Below are 19,528 nucleotides of genomic sequence, written 5' to 3'. Positions count from 1 at the left end.
TCACACCATTTGCTAAGGCAAATGGTGTGTTTTTTAGGGTATCTTATGTCAGAACTTGGTAAAAAGCCTCGCGTGGCGATTGTCGGATTTGGCTTAATTGGTCGGATCGCTGCGTTAGAGTTAATGGAGCACTATGACATCACGGTCTTTGAAAAAGACCGACAAGATGCGCAAACGGGTGCTGGGACGCTGGCGGCTGCGATGTTAGCACCACTGGCTGAGTCTGTGATTTGCTCAAAAGCTTTGGCAGAGCAAGGACTAGAGTCTATAGCGATGTGGCCAAAAATATTGGCAAAACTAGACTCTGAGGTGTTTTTTCAACAAGCGGGTAGTCTTATTGTTGCACATCAACAAGACAGAGGAGACTTACAAAGCTTTGCCCAGCGATTAAAACCGCTTGATGGTCATCACCCGTTTTCTGCAGATCAGCGCATGCTCACCGAGTTAGAGCCAGAACTTGGGGGGCGCTTTACCCATGGTTTATTTTTACCCTGTGAAGGACAGCTTGATAATTTGGGCTTTTTTAAAGCCAGTTATCATACGTTGCAACGCCGTGGTGTGAAGTTTAACTATGGTTGTGAGGCGGTTATCGCTAAAGGATGTGTTAATGAACAGGCCTATGACTGGATTATTGATTGCAGAGGCGTAGGGGCTAAAGCCGATAACCCTCAGTTGCGTGGTGTGCGAGGCGAAGTAGCGCGTATTTACGCACCTGAAGTTGCTCTACAGCGCCCTGTAAGATTGATGCATCCTAGATACCCCATCTATATTGCACCTAAACCAAATCACCAATTTGTTATCGGTGCAACTGAAATTGAATCTCAAGACGATGCCACTATTACCGTACGTTCAACATTAGAGTTACTGTCAGCTGCTTACACGGTACATAGCGGGTTTGCAGAAGGTCGGGTATTGTCCTTAAATGCTGGACTGCGTCCCGCTTTTGTTGATAACCACCCACGTATTGAGAAAAAAGACAACGTGATTGCAATTAATGGGTTATATAGGCATGGCTACCTGCTAGCGCCTGTTGTAGTCCAGCAAGCACTTTGTGAGGGTCTATTATGAATTTAATATACAACGGTGAAGACATCCAAGTGGATGGCCATTTATCATTACAGCAAATCATCGTTAGCAAAGGGGCTATTCCACCGTTTGCTGTCGCCCTGAATGGGCAATTTGTGCCAGCGGGGCTATTGCCCGAAACCAAACCTAAGAATGGGGATAGCGTCGAAGTTTTGTCTCCAATCCAAGGGGGTTAAATGGATAAGCTGACAATTTACGGTGAGCGTTTTGACAGCCGGTTACTTATCGGTTCTGCTCTGTATCCATCACCACAGATCATGCAAGACGCGATTAACAGCTCCGGTGCTGATATTGTGACCGTGTCATTACGGCGCCAAAACTCGGTTGCAGCTGGTGAAGATTTTTGGCAATTGATCAAAGACACTGGCCTAAGAGTTTTGCCAAATACAGCGGGATGTCACAGTGTGAAAGAAGTTGTCACACTGGCACAAATGTGCCGTGAAGTTTTTCAAACGGACTGGATAAAGCTGGAATTGATCGGTGATGAATATAATTTGCAGCCTGATCCGATTGGCTTGTTAGAAGCCACAGAGATTTTATTGAAAGACGGTTTTAAAGTACTCCCGTATTGCACTGATGACCTCGTGTTATGTCAGCGCTTAGCCGAACTTGGCTGTGAAGTGTTGATGCCATGGGGCGCACCAATAGGCACTGGCAAAGGTCTCATTAATCCATACAATTTAAAAACGATTAGAGAGCGGTTACCTGAACAAACTTTGATAGTCGATGCTGGATTGGGGTTACCCTCTCACGCTTGTCAGGCTTTGGAGTTAGGTTATGATGCCGTTTTGCTAAATAGTGCAGTAGCGGGGGCGGGTGACCCGGTTGCGATGGCAAGTGCTTTCGCACATGCGGTGACTGCTGGGCGAATGAGCTATCAGGCACAAGCGATGCCAGAAAAAGACGTCGCAGCACCATCTACCCCCACTATGGGGATGCCTTTTTGGCATCAGAATTAAAAAATTTTAGGAGTCAATGTGTCTAACGTTGTATGGAGTATTGCCGGTTCCGACTCAGGCGGTGGCGCGGGTATACAGGCAGATTTAAAAGCGATGCAAAGCTTTGGTGTACATGCTTGTACGGCTGTTACAGCTTTAACCGCGCAAAATAGCTTGGGTGTAGAGGCAATCAATGCTGTGTCGACTGAGGTAATTGAATCTCAACTTCAGGCTTTAGAAGCAGACATGAAAGCATCGGTAATAAAAATTGGCATGCTTGCCAACGTGCAGCAGATCCAGCTAGTAGCGGAGCATATCACACGATACAAAAGTCATTGGGAAATGCCACCCAAAATCGTGTATGACCCAGTTGCAATTGCAACCAGTGGCGATGCTTTGACTGAGGAAGACACGGTTGATGCGATCAAGACACATTTGCTACCGCTGGTGGATGTGATTACGCCCAACACACACGAAACGCAAATTCTGACGGGTGTATATTTAATTGGCCCAGACGCGGTGAAAGAAGCCGGGCAAAAATTACGCGCATTTGGTGCCAAGTCGGTTGTTATAAAGGGTGGTCATTGGGATTACCCGAAAGGCTATTGCATCGACTATTGCTGGCATGACGATGAAGAGTATTGGCTTGGTAATGAAGCCATCAATACCCCGCATTCGCACGGTACCGGCTGTAGCTTATCATCTGTTATCGCGGCCTGTTTGTCTAAAGGCTACCCATTAAAAGATGCCTTTATTTTGGGTAAGGCCTACATCAACAAGGGGCTAAAAGCAGCGGTCCGCTTTGGTGAAGGGATTGGTCCTGTTGCTCATACTGCATTTCCTCACCAGCTAGAAGATTACCCACAAGTGATTGAGGCTGGTAGTTGGTTGGGTGATGAACTCGATTTTATGGTACCTGACGAGTACAACTACGCAGCTGGGTTTGCACCTATTGAAGATGACTTGGGCCTATATGCGGTTGTCGACACCATAGAGTGGGTGGAGCAATGCCTAAAAAATGGTGTTAAGACCGTACAGCTTAGGGTTAAGGATGCTCAATCGCCTACATTAGAGCAAGATATTGAAAAAGCGGTTCTACTGGGTAAACAATTTGAAGGCCGTGTGTTTATCAATGACCACTGGGAATTAGCTATCAAGCATGGGGCGTATGGCGTACATTTGGGCCAAGAAGATTTGAATGTGGCTGATTTGACTGCTATTCAAAAAGCAGGACTTCGCTTGGGTTTATCTACACATGGCTTTTATGAAATGCTGCGAGCTCATAACTATCGCCCTAGTTATCTTGCATTCGGCGCTATTTATCCGACAACAACAAAAGATATGACAGGACAGATTCAAGGACTAGAAAAATTAAGACACTTTGTGCCTTTGATGAATGCACATTACCCAACTGTTGCCATAGGGGGCATTGATTTGTCACGCGCTGGTGAAGTGGCGCAAACCGGAGTAGGGAGTGTTGCAGTCGTTCGCGCGATTACTGAAGCTAGTTCTCCTGAACAAGCCATCATTGAACTAAAACAGGCTATCAATGAACAATGAACTAAGTGATAGAGAGCGATTGAGATACAGTCGCCACCTATTGTTGGATAAAGTGTCAGAAACGGGTCAGAAACAACTTAAATCCGCCCATGTTGCTGTAATCGGTTGCGGTGGCTTGGGCAGCCCCGTGCTATTTTATTTAGCAGCGAGTGGGGTCGGCAAGCTGTCTTTTTTTGATGATGATAAAGTCGAGCTTTCTAATCTACAGCGGCAGATCTTGTACAAAGTGAATCACCTAGGGCAGGAAAAAAGCCATGCTGCAAAAAAGGTGCTTGCGAGTCTGAATAACGATATCGAGCTTGTGCCAAATAACGTGAGATTGAGTGCTGACAATATCGCAGCAATGCTGTCTGACGTGCTCTGGGTTGTCGATTGTAGTGACAACTTCGCAACCCGTTACTTGCTCAACGCGTATTGCTACCGCAATCAAAAGGTCTTGATATCTGGCGCGGCACAAGGTACGAATGGTCAGTTTGGCTTTTTTGATTATCGTGAGACAAGCGCGTGTTACGCTTGTTTGTTCCCAGAAAACTTGCAAAGTAGCTCTGTACTGAATTGTCAAAATGCTGGGGTTATGAGTCCGCTGCTTGGTATTGTTGGCTCAATGCAGGCTCAGGCTGTATGTAATGGTATTTTGGGACTACAACAAGGGGAGAGCTTTTTTGTAACGATTGATGCTCTGTCGCTGGCACAGAGGCGTTTTCAGTTGACTAAAGATCCAAGCTGTTCTGTGTGCAATGGATAAAATTTAAAAGGGGCCCATATGGGCCCCTTTTAAATTGAAAATATTATTTTGCGATTGTCGCAAACGGCGTTCCCATTCTTGTAACTGTTTCTGGTTGTTGATCTGCCAAAAAGTCAGCTTTATCAGCACCCCATGCCAAGATGACAGTTGAGCCTAGTTTAAAGCGACCCATTTCGTCACCTTTTTTAAGCTTGATGGCATTGTCACCATCCGCTGGATAGTGCCAAGTAAAGATGTCTTTACCTGCTGGAGGTGTCACTGTGCCTGCCCAGATGGTCTCGATGCTTGCTACGATCGTTGCGCCCACTAAAACCATCGAGAGAGGGCCAATATCAGTATCAAAAATAGCAACTACGCGTTCATTGCGAGCAAAAAGGTTAGGTACGTTTTGTGCAGTGAGTGGGTTAACTGAAAATAAGTCACCAGGTACATAGATCATTTTTCTCAGGACACCGTCTACAGGCATATGGATGCGGTGATAGTCTTTCGGCGCCAGATAGATGGTAGCAAATTTACCACCAAGGTAAGGCGACACGTCCTGCTCATTACCGCCAAGCAGAGTTTGTAAGCTGTAGTCATGCCCTTTGGCTTGAATGATTTGTCCATCAACAACATCACCAAGTTGGCTGATAGCACCATCTACAGGATGAGCCAAAATATGCTCTTCGCTTGCGAGTGGACGGATCCCAGGTTTTAGTGGGCGAGTGAAGAACTCATTAAAGGTTTTGTAATGCGCGGGATCTTCATACAGTGCTTCGCTCATATCAATCTTATATTGCTTGATAAACAGCTTAATCAACTGCGTGGTTAGGGCACCCGCTTGTGCAGCTGCTAACTTACCAACCAAACGTGAAACAGCATGTTTTGGGAGCGCATATTGCAATGCAATTTTGATTTTATCCAAGTTCACATTATTTTCCTGAGTTATATGTGCCGAACATTGAAATGACAATGTTTGGCTTATTTTAATCGTAATTATCTAAAACCGGTAAAGAATAGTATCAAACTCTCGGTGCCCGTGCACCTGCACGGCCATCGGCCATAGATTCTAAAATGCGATGATAGCTATCAAAGCGCAGTTCACTAATTTTACCTTCTTCAACCGCTTCTAAAATTAAGCAGCCAGGATCATTTAAATGTTTGCAGTCTCTAAATCGGCAACCACCAATAAATTCTCGAAATTCTTTAAAGCACCAGGTTACGCGTTCTACTTCTAAGTGCCAGAGTCCAAATTCACGGATCCCTGGGCTATCAATCAGGTTGCCTCCAGTAGGTAAGTGATGGAGCTTAGAAACTGTTGTAGTGTGTTGCCCGAGGCCGCTGTTTTCAGATACTTCCTGCGTTAAAATGCCCGCATCTGGCAGTACAGTATTAACGAGTGTTGATTTTCCTACTCCTGATTGACCAACAAAGATATTGTTTTTATCGACCAACAGGGATTTTAGCTCTTCGATTCCTTCGCCCGACTTATTACTGACGAGTAAGACTTGATAACCGAGATCACGATAAATATCGAGGACGTCATTCACGTACTCTAAGCCTTCTTCATCCAATAGGTCTATTTTGTTAAGGATTAGGATCGGTTCGATGCCCATGTCTTCGCAAGCGACTAGGTATCTGTCAATGATTTGTGGAGTGAATTCAGGTACTACCGCGGAAACCATCAAGATCTGATCTATATTGGCAGCGACAACTTTGACTCCGTCATAAAAATCAGGACGAGTTAGTTGCGAGCGACGCTCTTCTACTACTTCAATTACGCCTGCTAGATCGCCTTCACTTACTTTGGCACGGCGAAATATAACATTATCGCCACAGACTAGGCTGCTGACAGTACGTCTAATATTACAGCGTAAGACTTCGCCTTCTTGGGTTTCAACGTCCGCATGTTGACCAAAGCGACTAACTACAGTCGCATTTTCTGTCGGGCCTAAGTTGTCCGATTGCCATTGCAATTCAGGGCTTTCATTGTGTTTGGCTTTAGCCAAACGCTTTTGTTGGTTGGCCTTAATCCTACGGGATTGGCCATGACTGAGTTTTTTACGTTTTGCCATATCAATAAACTCACGAGACGAATTATTGCGAATGATTGGTGTATAAGCCATTCATAGGCTATAACTCAATAAAATTGCCCCGCTTTGTAAAAAAAAGCTTTTGGTCGAGTGATGAAGCTAATATGATATATCTAATTGCATTGGATCTAAAGGAAAGTACCGCTAAGGTAGTGTATGTCTTTTCATGAATCAAATTTGGTATGGCTCGACCTAGAGATGACAGGGCTAGAACCTAAAACAGATAAAATACTCGAAATCGCGACCGTGATCACCGATGTTGATCTCAATGTGTTGGCGGAAGGCCCTGTAATAGCTATCCATCAGAGTGATGATCTGCTAGACAATATGGACGAATGGTGTACAAACCAACATGGTCGTTCTGGTTTAACTGCGCGATGTAAAGCAAGCTCTTTTGATGAAGAGTATGCCGTTAAAGAAACGCTCGACTTCTTGAAACAATGGGTCCCACCTGGTAAATCTCCTATGTGTGGCAACTCAATTGGTCAAGACCGCCGCTTTTTACACAAGTATATGCCTGAATTAGAAGCCTACTTCCATTACCGAAACTTAGATGTAAGTACGATAAAAGAATTGGCGCGACGTTGGAGGCCTGAGCTTTTGAATGATATTCAAAAGAAAAGCTCACATTTGGCGTTGGATGATATCAAAGATTCCATTATGGAATTGAAGGTGTATCAGCAAAAATTCTTCAAAATTTAAAAAAAGTACTTGCAAAGCTTTTCGTATCTTGTAGAATCCTGCCCCGCTTGAAAGGACAAGCTCAGTTGCTATTGAGCGAGTTTTTAAGCGGGTGTAAGCAGCACATGCTCAGCTGTTAAAACGTTAGACGCGACCTGTCGCGCTTCAGCGGAAAAATTAGAGCAACCTATGAAGCGGCACTAGCTCAGCTGGTAGAGCGCGACCTTGCCAAGGTCGAGGTCACGAGTTCGAACCTCGTGTGCCGCTCCAAACTTTCAGTTTTATTCAACTGACAAAATAACGAATAGCTCTGTAACGTTAGACGCGACCTGTCGCGCCCAGCGGACAAATTAGAGCAAACCTATGAAGCGGCACTAGCTCAGCTGCTAAAACGTTAGACGCGACCTGTCGCGCCCAGCGGACAAATTAGAGCAAACCTATGAAGCGGCACTAGCTCAGCTGGTAGAGCGCGACCTTGCCAAGGTCGAGGTCACGAGTTCGAACCTCGTGTGCCGCTCCAAATTTCAGTTTTATTCAACTGACAAAATAACGAATAAACCTATGAAGCGGCACTAGCTCAGCTGGTAGAGCGCGACCTTGCCAAGGTCGAGGTCACGAGTTCGAACCTCGTGTGCCGCTCCAAATTTTCAGTTTTATTCAACTGACAAAATAACGAATAAACCTATGAAGCGGCACTAGCTCAGCTGGTAGAGCGCGACCTTGCCAAGGTCGAGGTCACGAGTTCGAACCTCGTGTGCCGCTCCAACTTTCAGTTTTATTCAACTGATAAAATAACGAATAAACCTATGAAGCGGCGTTAGCTCAGCTGCTAAAACGTTAGACGCGACCTGTCGCGCTCCAGCGGACAAAGTAGAGCAAACCTATGAAGCGGCACTAGCTCAGCTGGTAGAGCGCGACCTTGCCAAGGTCGAGGTCACGAGTTCGAACCTCGTGTGCCGCTCCAATCTTTCTTTCCTAAAATTTCCTTATATCAATTCTTTATAACTGTTTTCTCTATTAATCCTGAATTATCGCATAAAAACATTGCTTATTTTTAGCGCTATGCGTAAAATACGCGCTCTTTCGGCCATATTAGTCGTTCCTTGCCTTAACCCGGCCGGCCGAAACGGGACAAGGCTATACTAACCGTAAGGAATATCCATGCGTCATTACGAAATCGTATTCATGGTTCACCCAGACCAAAGTGAGCAAGTTCCAGGTATGATCGAGCGTTATACTGGTTCTATCACTGAAGCTGGCGGTACTATCCACCGTTTAGAAGACTGGGGTCGTCGTCAACTGGCTTACCCAATCGAAAAGCTTCACAAAGCACACTATGTTCTTTTGAACGTTGAAGCGCCAACTGAAGTAATCAACGAGCTTGAAACTTCTTTCCGCTACAACGATGCAGTGCTACGTAACCTAGTTATGCGTACTAAGAACGCTGTAACTGAAGCTTCTCCTCTTGCAAAAGAAGAGAAAAAAGAAGCAGCATCTGCTTAATCGTTATTGATTCGGATTTGACTCACCTTTAGAGGTTATGGTGCAAACTCAAACAGACCTGTATACAAATCAATTTGTTTTGTCTGGGGTTGTTTGTAAAACACCGAAATATAGTCAAAGTCCAGCTGGGATCACGCATTGTATTTTTGTTTTAGAGCACAAATCGATGCAAATAGAAGCCGACCTAAATCGTAACAGCTATGTTCGTATTCAGGTGGTTGCCAGCGGAGACAAATTCCGAACTCAACTAGAGCATTTATACGTTGGGCAAGGGTTACAAGTACGCGGTTTTTTAAATCGTCACGAAAGCCGAAATGGTTTGAGTCAACTTGTACTTCACGCACAACATATTGAAAGAATTAATTGAGGAAATTACTCATGGCACGTTATTTCAGACGTCGTAAGTTCTGCCGTTTTAAAGCAGAAGGCGTACAACAAATCGATTACAAAGATCTAGCTACTCTTAAAAACTATGTAACTGAAAGTGGCAAAATCGTACCTAGCCGTATCACAGGTACAAGCGCTAAGTACCAGCGTCAGCTAGCAGCAGCTATCAAGCGTGCTCGCTACCTAGCCCTTCTTCCGTACACTGACTTACATAAGTAAGCCGGCTGATTAATAGTTTTTAAAAGGTGTAGAGACATGCAAGTTATTCTACTAGACAAGATCGCTAACCTAGGTAACCTAGGTGACCAGGTTTCTGTAAAATCTGGCTTCGCACGTAACTTCTTATTCCCTAAGGGTAAAGCAGTACCTGCAAACAAAGCTAACATCGAAACTTTCGAAGCTCGCCGTGCTGAGCTTGAAGCAAAAATCGCAGAAGAGCTAGCAGCTTCTCAAGCGCGTGCTGAAAAACTTGAAGCACTAGCTGAAGTTACTCTAGTTTCTAAAGCAGGTGACGAAGGTAAGCTATTCGGCTCTATCGGCACTCGTGACATCGCTGACGCGATTTCTGCAGTTGGTGTTGAAGTAGCTAAAGCTGAAGTTCGCCTACCTCTAGGTACTATCCGTGAGACTGGTGAATTCGACGTAGCTATTCAAGTTCACTCTGACGTAACGGCAACTATCAAAGTTATCGTTATCGCAGAAGCTTAATTTATTAAGCCTAAACCGCACACTCAGTGTGCGGTTTTATCCCTCCCCTGAAAAATAACAACGACACAAACTTTCAGAGTAGAAAATCGGTTTTTAGCACGGTTGCTCACGGAAGATTCATCACACAAGTTGGAAAATTAATCTAAATCACAAAACTGGGCAGTTAACCGTTTTATATTTTAGATGGATATATACTCTAGCCATCACTTGTAATAGTGTACCCATTTTATATAAGTTTTATTTGTGATAATTTAGTTAACTCTTTTGTACTAGGTACTTTTTTTTGCTGTCTAATTATCATACAGTGTTATTTGTAAGTGATGACAGCGTTATCATTTAGATTAGGAGAAGAATGTTTAATAATCGTTTTGTGCGTGGATTCACATTGATTGAAGTATTAATGGTTGTAGCTTTGGTTGCCATTCTTGCAAGCCTTGCACTGCCAAATTATATGGAATATCTACGCAAGGGAAATCGAGCTGATGTTCAACAGCTAATGTATCAAGAGGCAGTTGTCCTTGAGCGTATCTACTCAAGAAATGGTGGCTACCCAGATACACATACTCCGACACAAAAATCGAGTTATTACACATTGGCCTATATTCCGCGTAAAAAGCCAGATGGCGCGGCGGGAAATTACAGAAATTTAGGATTTGAGATAACTGCTACACCAGTAGCTAATTCAACCCAAGCTTCAGATGTATGTGGTGTATTAACGCTCGATGAGCAGAGCAAAGAGTCTTCACAGGGGCAAAATAATGATTGTTGGTAAGTCTAAAGAACAGGGCGTTACACTGATTGAATTATTAATATGCGTAGCCTTGGTTGCCGTTTTGGCAAGTTTGGCAATGCCTTCTGTGATCACCTACATTAAACAAGATAGGGTAGATTCTAACGTTCATCAGCTTAACAGCGTATATCAGTACGCGCGCAGTGAAGCGGTAAAAAGAGAGCAAACGGTTAGGTTAGTAAAGGAAAACTCCAACTGGCATGTTACAACGCTCATTGCTGGACAAGAAACTGTTTTACGTACGTTTACAATTGAACACCAATCTGTCCATGTCGACTTGGTCGATCGTGAGGTAAGATCTACCGGCGAATTAAATCTAATGAGCAATATATTGGTGGGAGACAATGACAGTAGTACGCAAGACTATCGATTGTGCATTTTGCGCAGTGGGCAAAGTTGGGTAAGTGAGGCTGCTGAAAATTGCGCATAGTGAAGGGGTTTTCACTGATTGAGGTGATGGTGTCTATTGTGATTGCCGGCGTTGCGCTATTGGGCTTGGCGGGTGCACAATTGAAATCACTGCAATTTGCTAATAATAGTTTCTATTACACTGTTGCATTGGTAAACGGCCAAAATGCCATTGAACGAATGTGGAATGAGCTCTGCTATTTTGAGCACACCAATCAAAGTCTGTTATTGAAAGACAACCCTCGAGTAGCTCATTTACAGCCGACAGATACGCGCTTTACGTTGAAAATACAGCCTGACAGATACAATGATAAAAATTTTACGCAACTAACTTCAGAAAGACGAGATGTAAAATTTGAAGTGAGTTGGCAAGACAGTCGTGTCAGCAACAATAGTGCTTTAAACCAAATTACTTTAGTAGCAAGTTATGTATATGTTCCAGCTCCAGATCAAACAACAGGTAAATGTGCTCACAATATGCCGTAGAGTAAGTGGCTATACCTTAATTGAGCTCCTTGTTGCTATGGCGGCTGGTCTGTTTTTATTGTCCGGCGTAGCCATGTCATACACCGCAATTAAAAGCACCGTGGTGGCAAGTAAAGAGCTTTCTCACGCACAAGAAGTGGTGCGCTATACCAGTCAAACTATGACGCGAAGCATAAAACAAACAAGCAAGTTACCAGAAGTGATAAACGAAAAATCAGTTTTACGCGTTCATCAACAGGCGGGGTTATTAGCCTGCGATGGCAGTATTCCCACCGTGGAGTATTGGGAGACATATACTTTAACGAATGGGTTTTTAACTTGTGATATTGGTAATGGACCGGTGCAACTGTTGCGTGGGTTACAGGCGCTGACATTTGATAATTCAGGGATCTTGATCAGTATCTTTGTAACTCCTGATAACTTACCAAAACAATTTGACGGTAAGATTCAGATTGATATTGCGGCAAGTCGCTTGGTACTTGATAAAGCCATGTGGCGAAAGCCAACCTAGGGCGGATATGCTATGACGAGTTCTGTACGACAATCAGGTTTTACCCTTGTTAAAGTCATGTTGTTAAGCACTATGGCGAGTGTCGTGGTATTTACGTCAATGAAAGATACGCTTGTGCAAGAGCGCCTTAGTGGCAATTTTCAAAAGGATCTCAATTCGCGATTGCAAGCTGAAAAAGGCGTGTTTGCCAGCGCGGATGACCTCAATGACTACGTCAATGCCAATACTGGAGCGACTCCAGACCAACTGCTTATAGCGAAGCCGGGGTTAAACCATGGCACACATGCTGACGGTCAGTACGCAACTCAACATTCAAAAGTTACCAATGCAGATGGCACTGTAAGTATAGAAGTAGCAAGCCTCGGCCAAAAATATGGGCTGGATGCAGCCAATAATATGGTTGCTATGTTCAAATATACAGAAGCCGTTTACGAACCCATTTTTAAAAATGCGGTGACGGGCTGTAAAGGTGTTAACTTGTCTGGGAGTGGCCTCGTGGACAGCTACGACTCTAGAGAAGGCACTTATGAACAAACAAAATCTAGCAATGGTGATGTAAATACTGTGATTGGTGACGCGGATGTTGTGCTGTCGGGTCATTCACCAATTGAAGGGGACGTTAAAGCATCCGGTATTTTATATCTCAAAGGATCGTCACCAGTGATAGGGGATGTGCAATCTAATACAGGGATAGACATTTCACATGGCGGTGGGTTGCGTGTGAAAGGCAATGTGTTGACACAGGGCTTTGTGATTCATCGTGGTGGTGACATATCAGGAGTTGTGCGTGCCAACGGCAATGTAGAAATGCTATGGGGTGCTGATATATTAAATGAGCAGAAAGAGGCGCTTGATATTCAATATGGTGGAACCGGTAAATTTGAAGTGGCGACTGAGCACTCACAAGATGGTATTTACTATTCCGCAGAAAAGTTTAATGTGAACCCGAATGTTGAAGCGGTAAGAGTGTACGATCCAAACTCGCCAGATTATGACCCCGCAAATCCGGATAAGGAGTGTGACCCACTCGCACTGCCTGCGAACATGCCAAATGTTATTGATGAAAATAACAATTACTCGGATTTTAAAGTCGGGGCTCAGCAAGTGTTCGACTTTACACCTCATGTAGGTGAATTTACACAAGGTCAGGGCAAGGAGCTCAACTCAACGGAAACTAATATCTATTTATTTGATATCAATAAGCAAAATCATGGCAGAACCAATAACGAAGACACCGAATATGCCTTTGGTATGAAGAATGTCAATATTGGCAGCGATGGTGTTGTGAATATTGATGGGGGCATTAATGGTGGCGATGTTATTTGGCTTATCGATGGCGATTTTACCATGGGCGGAAACAGCCGACTGAATATCAAAGACAAGTCTAGCTTAACCATTTTTGTCACGGGTAAAGTTAATTTAGGAGCCAGTGCACAGGTTGTTACTGAGAAACCAGGGATCACAAAAAGTGGTTGGGGAACATTTAGTATCTTTTCTTCATACCGAGCAGACCCCAATGATCCGAGTCAAAGAAACAAACCCGGTGTTAAGGTGAGTGGTACCTCTTCACTCTATGCCGTGATTTATGCGCCCATGACTTCAATTTCAATGACAGGGAGCGGGCAGTTTTTTGGTACTGTTCGTGGTGCGACGATCGAAGCGCATGGTGGCAGTGGTGTACATTTTGATGAAGCGCTTAAAGACTTAAAAATAGGTAGTGGCGGCACAGTAAAGACCCCAGCTAAGTTAGTTTTTGATGGTTGGCGTTATAAGCACCCTGAAGCGTTTAGTGACACTGACAACGAAGGAGCGGGTGATACTCAGTAAAACTGGCTTTGCGTTTGACGGAATTCATGTTTGCAGTTTGCCCAACTCCCATTATTTGTACTCATAAAAAATTAACTAACCTCCTTTAAACCTTTTTTGCAGTCCCTGCGTCTTAATCATTAAATAAAACACTGTACGGGCGAGTAAATACTCGACCTAATATTAAAAAAGCGACTAGATTAAACGTTGATTTTATTTGGTTATTGCTTTTTTTCTGAAAGAGATGTGTCATCATCTTTGCCTTGCAGTAAAGGAATTTAATTATGTTAGTTGATGCACGAGACGCATTTACAGACGATGCACTTGATGAGCTAGTACAGCGCACTAAACAAGGGGATCAAGTTGCCTTTGCTGCGTTATATGAACAGTGCCACCAGCGAGTATACGCGCTGTGTTTAAGGTTACTTGCTGATCAAGCACATGCTGAAGATGCTTGCCAAGAGGTATTCGTACAATTGTGGCATAAGGTATCGCAATTTAATGGACAATCAAAGTTTACCACTTGGCTGCACAGTGTGACGTCAAATATCGCTATTAGTTATTTACGAAAGCAAAAAAATTGGCTGACTAAAGTTGTGAGTTTTGAGAGCAGCGGTATGGATGAAGCGAGCATATCGCTATGTGGGGACTTAAATGGTCTGGATAAGCTGATCTTGAAATTGCCAGAGCGGGCGCGACTCGTATTCGTGCTACATGCGGTAGAAGGGTATCGACACGAAGAAATTGCCACTATGTTAGGCATGGCGGTAGGGTCGAGTAAATCTCAGTATCACAGAGCAAAAAAGCTGTTACAGGAGTGGTATGAAAATGACTAAACCAAGTTTTGATGAGTTTTTAGCAAAAAACATAGAGCAAAGTGACAGTCCAGAGCATATGCCTCAGCCTCAAAAGGAGCTCTGGTCCGGAGTAGAGCGGGCAATAAACTCAGAGCCACCTGCAAATGCCTCACCGGCGAGTCAACAGCATAGAATGAGTGTATGGCGCCAAGCAACGGCGATTGCCGCATCAACCATTGTGGGCATGTGTGCCGTGTATTTTAGCATACAGCCTGCTACGCAGAGCCCTGTGATGCAAATGAGTAACTATTTCGAGCAGCAAAAGCAAACCTTACTCGTGCAATATGGCTCACAGCCTGCATTGACAAATGATTGGCAAGTACAGCTGCAAGAGCTTGAACAAGCGGAACAAGCCATTAAAACAGCCCTTGAGAATGACCCAGAAAATGCCGCATTGTTGCAAATGCTCGCACAGGTTTATCAACAGCAATTAGATTTAATTAACCGGGTACACCAACCCCGTTGGCAACAGATTTAGGAGAAGTAGGATGAAAGCAAGCGTATTGAGCCCAATCGTATTGAGTTTGGCAATGCTGCCAGCCATGGTACTCGCTGGAGAAAAAATAGATAAAGAAATCGACATTCCAAAAGATGGTAAAGTTTTTATTGAAAACCAACGTGGGCGCGTTGTGATTAAAACTTGGGATCAAGCCAAGTTTAAAGTTGAAGGTGAACTCGACGATGCTGCAAAAGGGTATAAGCTTGCTAGCAAAGGAAGCAAAACAGAATTCATTGTTGAGATGCCCTCTCGAGTTAAAGGGTGGGGTCGCCAGCATGAAGGCTCTGAATTAACTATATTTATGCCTAAGCAGAGTGAACTTGTCTTTGAAGGCGTTCAGGTTGATGTAGAGGCTTCTCAGTTATTCGCTGGCGCGTCTATTAAAACGGTTAATGGCGACATTAAGGCCAGCCAGATCGATGGCAAAGTGAGACTAGAAACGGTCAATGGTGACATTGATGGTACCGATTTAAGTGGGCGTGTTCGCTATGAAACAGTCAATGGTGACATAGAAGATGTGGGCTCAGCCGGAAAATTACGCTTCAATGCTGTGAATGGCTCTATAGAAAGTAAGACTCTAGCTCAAGAGATTCGCTTGGAGAACGTGAATGGTGAAGTTGAATTTGATATTGCCGCACTTCAAGAGCTGCGACTCAACACGGTTAATGGTGAAATAGAAGTCCGCACAAAAAAATTACTACCAGGGGCGAGACTCAATCTTGAGTCTGTCAGCGGTGATGTCGATTTATACTTTCCGAGTGATATTTCGGCGCGTTTTGATATTGATGCCCATGCTGGCGGAAAAATTATCAATGAATTAAGCAGTGACGAAGTGAAAAAAGCCAAGTATGGCCCATCGCGCGAGCTGGAGTTTAATGTTGCGGGTGGTGATGCGGATATTGAGATTGATACTGTCAGCGGTCGTATTACTCTGAAAAAGAATTAGAATTAAGCAACAGCTCGAATAACCGAGCTGTTGCTTTTCTTTGTTTAAAGCTTGTCACTCAAACAGCATTCAGTTTTTTTTGATTTAGGGTTACAATAACAAATCCACTCATTTGTTTTTGTCGTAATATGGCCAAACCTGATCAACAAGTCGATACACTAAAAGTTCCTCCACATTCAATCGAAGCAGAGCAGTCTGTTTTGGGTGGTTTAATGCTCGATAATCAAGCATTTGACCGTGTTGCTGAGCTGGTGGTTGCTCAAGACTTTTACACCCGTACACATAAGCTGATTTTTGAGGCCATGACTAAACTCGTTGAGCTTGGTCAACCAATCGATCTGATAACTATTTCAGAGAACCTTGAAAAGAACAATCAACTGGATTCAATCGGTGGTTTTGCCTACTTAGCTGAGATAGCAAAAAATACCCCCAGCGCCGCAAACATTGACGCCTACGCAAGTATTGTGCGTGAAAGGGCGGTAGTAAGAGAGATGATCTCTGTTGCCAATGAAATCGCAGAGGCTGGTTTTAATCCTGAGGGGCGCACCAGTCACGATTTGTTAGATTTAGCAGAGAGTAAAGTATTTAAGATTGCTGAACAGCGCAGTAAAAGCACCGAAGGTCCTCAAAATATTCACAGTATTTTGGAAAAAACCATTGATAAAATTGAAGAGCTTTATCAGTCTCCGCAGGATGGAGTGACTGGGGTGAGTTCGGGTTATTCAGATTTGGACAAAATGACGGCGGGCTTGCAGCCTTCGGATCTCATAATCGTTGCTGCGCGTCCTTCAATGGGTAAAACCACGTTTGCGATGAACTTGGCAGAGCATGCGGCGATGACACAAGACAAGCCTGTACTCATTTACTCATTAGAGATGCCCTCGGAACAGATTATGATGAGGATGTTGGCATCTTTGGGTCGCATCAACCAGACCAAAGTGAGAACTGGCCAATTGGATGATGATGATTGGGCAAGGCTTTCATCCACTATGGGGTTATTGATGGAGAAAGGCCAGATGTATATTGATGATGCATCAGGCCTAACGCCAACAGATGTGCGCTCGAGAGCACGTCGTATTGCGCGAGACCATGGTGGTATTAGTATGATCATGGTGGACTATTTGCAGCTCATGCGAGTGCCAAGTCTATCGGATAACCGTACCTTAGAAATTGCGGAAATATCACGTTCATTGAAAGCCCTAGCAAAAGAGCTTGAGTGTCCTGTTATTGCGTTGTCCCAGCTAAACCGTACGCTAGAGCAACGTGCTGATAAGCGACCAGTAAACTCTGACTTGAGGGAATCCGGTTCAATCGAGCAGGATGCCGATTTGATCATGTTTATTTATCGAGATGAAGTATACAACGATGATACCCCCGACAAGGGCACCGCAGAAATTATTATAGGTAAACAGCGTAACGGTCCAATTGGTAAGGTGAGGTTAACCTTCCAAGGTCAATACTCACGTTTTGACAATTACGCTGGGCCTGCACTAGATGATGAGTATTAAGCCCAAATAAATAAGGGTACCTAAAAATGCGTTTAGCAACAGCCGAAATTGATATTGATGCGCTGAGGCATAACTTGGCCATTGTGAAAAAAATGGCACCAAGTGCAAAGGTCATGGCTGTACTTAAGGCCAATGCTTATGGCCATGGTTTAGTCAAAATTGCGCAGTGTTTAGAGGGAGCCGACGCATTTGCGGTAGCGCGCATTGATGAAGCGTTAGCTTTACGTGCTGGCGGGTTAACTAAACCAATTATTCTGCTTGAAGGTTTTTTTGCACCCAGTGATTTACCCATTTTATTAGCTAACAACTTTGAAACAGTCGTACACGACGAAAACCAACTGGCAGCGATTGAAGCTTGCCAGTTGGAGGCACCGATATCAGTGTGGTTGAAAATTGATACGGGAATGCATCGACTGGGTATTGAACCTCATCAATTTGAACAATTTTACGCGCGCCTAAAACGGTCGCCAAATGTGAAAGCTGATACAAAGTTAATGACGCACTTCCCCTGTGCAGATGATCTTAATAATGACTTCACTACGCAGCAAATAGCTGCGTTTACGGATCTTGTCAAAGGGCAAGGTGAGGCCCTATGTCTTGCCAATTCTGCCGGTATTATTGGCTGGCCAGATGCCCATTTTGATTGGGTTCGATCTGGACTGATGTTATATGGTGTGTCACCTATGCTGAATTGCACAGGCGTAGATCATGCACTCAAACCTGTGATGCGCTTAAAAACACGTGTTATTGCTATTAAACATGTGGTGTGCGGTGACCGCATTGGTTATGGTGGCAGGTGGACCTGTGAGAAAGACACCACACTTGCTGTGGTCGCTATGGGTTATGGGGATGGCTATCCGCGTCATGCGAAAGAGGGAACCCCTGTGGTCATCAAAGGCCAGCGATATGGCATCGTGGGTAGTATTTCAATGGATATGATAAGCGTTGATATTGGCTGTGATAGTGACAAAATCAGGGTGGGTGATGAGGTTGAAATGTGGGGACCCAACTTACCTGTTGAGGAAATTGCAAACTGCGCAGACACTATCCCTTACGAGCTGTTATGCAACATCACCCCGCGGGTGAGTTATGACTACTTAACTGGCTAAACTAGACGCTGTTTGCGAAGTTAAGTTCATCACTCGAGCATCTGTCCTTGCATCGTAGCTACAATTTGACGAGGTCCACCGTGATCTCGATGTTCACCAAGATAGATACCTTGCCAAGTTCCTAACTTTAAAGTGCCTTGATAGATAGGTATCGTCACTTCACAACCCAGCGTGCTGGACTTGATATGTGCAGGCATATCATCGTCGCCTTCATAATCATGTCGATAATAATGCTGGTTTTGAGGGACAAAGTGATTGAAGTGGCTTTCCATATCCATTCGCACTGTGGGATCTGCATTCTCATTGATTGTGAGGCTTGCCGAAGTATGCTGAATAAACAAGTGGAGTAGCCCCACCTTGTAGTAGCTTAATTGAGTAAGATGCGTAAGTAACTCGTCATCGATTAAATGAAAGCCTCGAGAACGAGGCTTTAATGTAATAACAGTTTGGTGCCAACTCATAGCTTGTCGAAGCTGACCTCTATATTTGCGTTACCATCATCAGATGTGAACGGCATAATAATCTTAGCGCCTTCACATTTGTGTGTAATTGTGTGTCCTGGTCCAGAAACAACTAATGGGGTTGCCATGTCAAAGTCATAACCTTTTTCACCTAATAGGTTTTTAGCACCACCGGTGACCATATTGGTGATTTCGCCGACCATGTCAGTAACTTCTTCATTGATACTCTCAGGCCTTTCGCCTAGCATTCTTTCCATAATGGCTAAAGCTAAACTTTCATCAAAAGTGATGGAAAAAGATCCTTTGGTTTGTGGGCCAACCATACCGATTAGTCCCGACACGTCTCCTCTGGCGACTTCATCTTTTTTTATCTTTGGCTTACCAGGCGTTAGCTCAGTTTGTGCCATCGTAGCTAATACATTTATTAGTGAAGATAAAAAAGGGTTGATGAACTCAACATTCATATT

At 44.1% G+C, this 19,528-nt stretch carries 24 protein-coding genes and 5 tRNA genes; 25 read left to right on the top strand and 4 right to left on the bottom strand.

Annotated elements, in window-relative coordinates:
* Positions 1 to 45 precede the first annotated feature (45 nt).
* From N480_RS15625 to N480_RS15605, 5 genes are read left to right on the top strand one after another with little or no spacing between them, the layout of a single operon-like run.
* Entirely contained in the window at positions 46 to 1,068 is a 1,023-nt protein-coding gene (locus N480_RS15625) for an FAD-dependent oxidoreductase (protein WP_063373399.1), read from the top strand.
* Positions 1,065 to 1,262, top strand: coding sequence for a sulfur carrier protein ThiS (gene thiS / locus N480_RS15620; protein WP_063373398.1), 198 nt, complete (start codon positions 1,065 to 1,067; stop codon positions 1,260 to 1,262). Before N480_RS15625 ends, thiS begins: the two co-directional genes overlap by 4 nt.
* A complete protein-coding gene (locus N480_RS15615) occupies positions 1,263 to 2,045 on the top strand; it encodes a thiazole synthase (protein ID WP_063373397.1) in 783 nt (260 codons plus the stop codon).
* 18 nt (positions 2,046 to 2,063) lie between these two features.
* Positions 2,064 to 3,584 carry a bifunctional hydroxymethylpyrimidine kinase/phosphomethylpyrimidine kinase gene (gene thiD, locus N480_RS15610; protein ID WP_063373396.1) on the top strand — a complete coding sequence of 507 codons (1,521 nt, stop codon included), beginning with the start codon at positions 2,064 to 2,066 and terminating at the stop codon, positions 3,582 to 3,584.
* A complete protein-coding gene (locus tag N480_RS15605; RefSeq protein ID WP_063373395.1) occupies positions 3,574 to 4,329 on the top strand; it encodes a HesA/MoeB/ThiF family protein in 756 nt (251 codons plus the stop codon). Before thiD ends, N480_RS15605 begins: the two co-directional genes overlap by 11 nt.
* Before the next feature lie 43 nt (positions 4,330 to 4,372).
* Here the strand turns inward: N480_RS15605 and asd are convergent, their stop codons facing one another.
* On the bottom strand, positions 4,373 to 5,239 hold the full coding sequence (gene asd, locus N480_RS15600; protein WP_063373394.1) for an archaetidylserine decarboxylase: 867 nt from the start codon (positions 5,237 to 5,239) through the stop codon (positions 4,373 to 4,375).
* Between the two features lie 91 nt (positions 5,240 to 5,330).
* Complete coding sequence (rsgA, locus tag N480_RS15595) at positions 5,331 to 6,383, bottom strand: small ribosomal subunit biogenesis GTPase RsgA (protein ID WP_063373503.1); 1,053 nt, start codon at positions 6,381 to 6,383, stop codon at positions 5,331 to 5,333.
* A 174-nt stretch (positions 6,384 to 6,557) separates the two neighbouring features.
* Here rsgA and orn point away from each other — a divergent pair, with 174 nt between their 5' ends.
* The 20 genes from orn to alr all read left to right on the top strand — a co-directional run bounded on the left by orn (position 6,558) and on the right by alr (position 18,600).
* Positions 6,558 to 7,103: an oligoribonuclease gene (gene orn, locus N480_RS15590; protein WP_063373393.1), complete on the top strand. Its 546-nt coding sequence runs from the start codon at positions 6,558 to 6,560 to the stop codon at positions 7,101 to 7,103.
* Between the two features lie 173 nt (positions 7,104 to 7,276).
* Positions 7,277 to 7,352 (top strand) — tRNA-Gly (locus N480_RS15585).
* Positions 7,353 to 7,526: 174 nt separating this feature from the next.
* Positions 7,527 to 7,602: transfer RNA gene (locus tag N480_RS15580), tRNA-Gly, on the top strand.
* Between the two features lie 46 nt (positions 7,603 to 7,648).
* A tRNA-Gly gene (locus N480_RS15575) sits at positions 7,649 to 7,724 on the top strand.
* Positions 7,725 to 7,771: 47 nt separating this feature from the next.
* A tRNA-Gly gene (locus N480_RS15570) sits at positions 7,772 to 7,847 on the top strand.
* Positions 7,848 to 7,970: 123 nt separating this feature from the next.
* Positions 7,971 to 8,046, top strand: a tRNA-Gly gene (locus N480_RS15565).
* Positions 8,047 to 8,243: 197 nt separating this feature from the next.
* Positions 8,244 to 8,585, top strand: a complete 342-nt coding sequence (gene rpsF, locus N480_RS15560; protein ID WP_023400735.1) for a 30S ribosomal protein S6 — start codon at positions 8,244 to 8,246, stop codon at positions 8,583 to 8,585.
* Between the two features lie 37 nt (positions 8,586 to 8,622).
* The gene (gene priB / locus N480_RS15555; protein ID WP_063373392.1) at positions 8,623 to 8,952 is read left to right on the top strand and encodes a primosomal replication protein N; all 330 of its coding nucleotides are present in this window, start codon (positions 8,623 to 8,625) and stop codon (positions 8,950 to 8,952) included.
* 11 nt (positions 8,953 to 8,963) lie between these two features.
* A complete protein-coding gene (gene rpsR, locus N480_RS15550; protein WP_005493466.1) occupies positions 8,964 to 9,191 on the top strand; it encodes a 30S ribosomal protein S18 in 228 nt (75 codons plus the stop codon).
* Positions 9,192 to 9,227: 36 nt separating this feature from the next.
* Positions 9,228 to 9,680 (top strand): 50S ribosomal protein L9, encoded by a 453-nt coding sequence (gene rplI, locus N480_RS15545; protein ID WP_063373391.1) that lies wholly within the window; start codon positions 9,228 to 9,230, stop codon positions 9,678 to 9,680.
* 352 nt (positions 9,681 to 10,032) lie between these two features.
* Entirely contained in the window at positions 10,033 to 10,452 is a 420-nt protein-coding gene (locus N480_RS15540; protein ID WP_063373390.1) for a type IV pilin protein, read from the top strand.
* Entirely contained in the window at positions 10,439 to 10,900 is a 462-nt protein-coding gene (locus tag N480_RS15535) for a GspH/FimT family pseudopilin (protein ID WP_063373389.1), read from the top strand. Before N480_RS15540 ends, N480_RS15535 begins: the two co-directional genes overlap by 14 nt.
* Entirely contained in the window at positions 10,900 to 11,364 is a 465-nt protein-coding gene (locus N480_RS15530; protein ID WP_231101432.1) for a type IV pilus modification PilV family protein, read from the top strand. The genes N480_RS15535 and N480_RS15530 overlap by 1 nt, the downstream gene beginning before the upstream one ends.
* Positions 11,312 to 11,875 (top strand): PilW family protein, encoded by a 564-nt coding sequence (locus tag N480_RS15525; protein WP_063373387.1) that lies wholly within the window; start codon positions 11,312 to 11,314, stop codon positions 11,873 to 11,875. The genes N480_RS15530 and N480_RS15525 overlap by 53 nt, the downstream gene beginning before the upstream one ends.
* A gap of 12 nt (positions 11,876 to 11,887) precedes the next feature.
* The gene (locus N480_RS15520; RefSeq protein ID WP_063373386.1) at positions 11,888 to 13,702 is read left to right on the top strand and encodes a DUF7305 domain-containing protein; all 1,815 of its coding nucleotides are present in this window, start codon (positions 11,888 to 11,890) and stop codon (positions 13,700 to 13,702) included.
* A gap of 263 nt (positions 13,703 to 13,965) precedes the next feature.
* A complete protein-coding gene (locus tag N480_RS15515) occupies positions 13,966 to 14,517 on the top strand; it encodes an RNA polymerase sigma factor (protein WP_063373385.1) in 552 nt (183 codons plus the stop codon).
* Complete coding sequence (locus N480_RS15510; protein WP_063373502.1) at positions 14,510 to 15,016, top strand: hypothetical protein; 507 nt, start codon at positions 14,510 to 14,512, stop codon at positions 15,014 to 15,016. Before N480_RS15515 ends, N480_RS15510 begins: the two co-directional genes overlap by 8 nt.
* Positions 15,017 to 15,041: 25 nt before the next feature.
* Positions 15,042 to 15,983, top strand: a complete 942-nt coding sequence (locus N480_RS15505; RefSeq protein WP_155732871.1) for a DUF4097 family beta strand repeat-containing protein — start codon at positions 15,042 to 15,044, stop codon at positions 15,981 to 15,983.
* 128 nt (positions 15,984 to 16,111) lie between these two features.
* On the top strand, positions 16,112 to 17,491 hold the full coding sequence (gene dnaB, locus N480_RS15500) for a replicative DNA helicase (protein ID WP_063373383.1): 1,380 nt from the start codon (positions 16,112 to 16,114) through the stop codon (positions 17,489 to 17,491).
* Positions 17,492 to 17,517: 26 nt separating this feature from the next.
* On the top strand, positions 17,518 to 18,600 hold the full coding sequence (gene alr, locus N480_RS15495) for an alanine racemase (protein ID WP_063373382.1): 1,083 nt from the start codon (positions 17,518 to 17,520) through the stop codon (positions 18,598 to 18,600).
* A 29-nt stretch (positions 18,601 to 18,629) separates the two neighbouring features.
* Here alr and N480_RS15490 read toward each other — a convergent pair whose 3' ends face one another.
* Both N480_RS15490 and N480_RS15485 read right to left on the bottom strand, forming a co-directional pair.
* Positions 18,630 to 19,061, bottom strand: coding sequence for a secondary thiamine-phosphate synthase enzyme YjbQ (locus N480_RS15490; RefSeq protein ID WP_063373381.1), 432 nt, complete (start codon positions 19,059 to 19,061; stop codon positions 18,630 to 18,632).
* Complete coding sequence (locus N480_RS15485; RefSeq protein WP_063373380.1) at positions 19,058 to 19,525, bottom strand: chemotaxis protein CheX; 468 nt, start codon at positions 19,523 to 19,525, stop codon at positions 19,058 to 19,060. The genes N480_RS15490 and N480_RS15485 overlap by 4 nt, the downstream gene beginning before the upstream one ends.
* Between the last annotated feature and the right edge of the window lie 3 nt (positions 19,526 to 19,528).

Origin of the sequence: Pseudoalteromonas luteoviolacea S2607 (assembly GCF_001625575.1) — a bacterium.
Classification (GTDB): Bacteria; Pseudomonadota; Gammaproteobacteria; order Enterobacterales; family Alteromonadaceae; genus Pseudoalteromonas; species Pseudoalteromonas luteoviolacea_E.
This window is presented reverse-complemented; position numbering and strand designations above follow the sequence as displayed.

What these genes read in the sequence shown, in the direction of transcription:
- N480_RS15625 (WP_063373399.1), top strand. Translation starts at nt 46, where the DNA reads ATGTCAGAACTTGGTAAAAAGCCTCGCGTGGCGATTGTCGGATTTGGC.
- thiS (WP_063373398.1), top strand. Translation starts at nt 1,065, where the DNA reads ATGAATTTAATATACAACGGTGAAGACATCCAAGTGGATGGCCATTTA.
- N480_RS15615 (WP_063373397.1), top strand. Translation starts at nt 1,263, where the DNA reads ATGGATAAGCTGACAATTTACGGTGAGCGTTTTGACAGCCGGTTACTT.
- N480_RS15605 (WP_063373395.1), top strand. Translation starts at nt 3,574, where the DNA reads ATGAACAATGAACTAAGTGATAGAGAGCGATTGAGATACAGTCGCCAC.
- rsgA (WP_063373503.1), bottom strand. Translation starts at nt 6,383, where the DNA reads ATGGCAAAACGTAAAAAACTCAGTCATGGCCAATCCCGTAGGATTAAG.
- orn (WP_063373393.1), top strand. Translation starts at nt 6,558, where the DNA reads ATGTCTTTTCATGAATCAAATTTGGTATGGCTCGACCTAGAGATGACA.
- rpsF (WP_023400735.1), top strand. Translation starts at nt 8,244, where the DNA reads ATGCGTCATTACGAAATCGTATTCATGGTTCACCCAGACCAAAGTGAG.
- priB (WP_063373392.1), top strand. Translation starts at nt 8,623, where the DNA reads ATGGTGCAAACTCAAACAGACCTGTATACAAATCAATTTGTTTTGTCT.
- rpsR (WP_005493466.1), top strand. Translation starts at nt 8,964, where the DNA reads ATGGCACGTTATTTCAGACGTCGTAAGTTCTGCCGTTTTAAAGCAGAA.
- rplI (WP_063373391.1), top strand. Translation starts at nt 9,228, where the DNA reads ATGCAAGTTATTCTACTAGACAAGATCGCTAACCTAGGTAACCTAGGT.
- N480_RS15540 (WP_063373390.1), top strand. Translation starts at nt 10,033, where the DNA reads ATGTTTAATAATCGTTTTGTGCGTGGATTCACATTGATTGAAGTATTA.
- N480_RS15535 (WP_063373389.1), top strand. Translation starts at nt 10,439, where the DNA reads ATGATTGTTGGTAAGTCTAAAGAACAGGGCGTTACACTGATTGAATTA.
- N480_RS15525 (WP_063373387.1), top strand. Translation starts at nt 11,312, where the DNA reads ATGTTCCAGCTCCAGATCAAACAACAGGTAAATGTGCTCACAATATGC.
- N480_RS15520 (WP_063373386.1), top strand. Translation starts at nt 11,888, where the DNA reads ATGACGAGTTCTGTACGACAATCAGGTTTTACCCTTGTTAAAGTCATG.
- N480_RS15515 (WP_063373385.1), top strand. Translation starts at nt 13,966, where the DNA reads ATGTTAGTTGATGCACGAGACGCATTTACAGACGATGCACTTGATGAG.
- N480_RS15510 (WP_063373502.1), top strand. Translation starts at nt 14,510, where the DNA reads ATGACTAAACCAAGTTTTGATGAGTTTTTAGCAAAAAACATAGAGCAA.
- dnaB (WP_063373383.1), top strand. Translation starts at nt 16,112, where the DNA reads ATGGCCAAACCTGATCAACAAGTCGATACACTAAAAGTTCCTCCACAT.
- alr (WP_063373382.1), top strand. Translation starts at nt 17,518, where the DNA reads ATGCGTTTAGCAACAGCCGAAATTGATATTGATGCGCTGAGGCATAAC.
- N480_RS15490 (WP_063373381.1), bottom strand. Translation starts at nt 19,061, where the DNA reads ATGAGTTGGCACCAAACTGTTATTACATTAAAGCCTCGTTCTCGAGGC.
- N480_RS15485 (WP_063373380.1), bottom strand. Translation starts at nt 19,525, where the DNA reads ATGAATGTTGAGTTCATCAACCCTTTTTTATCTTCACTAATAAATGTA.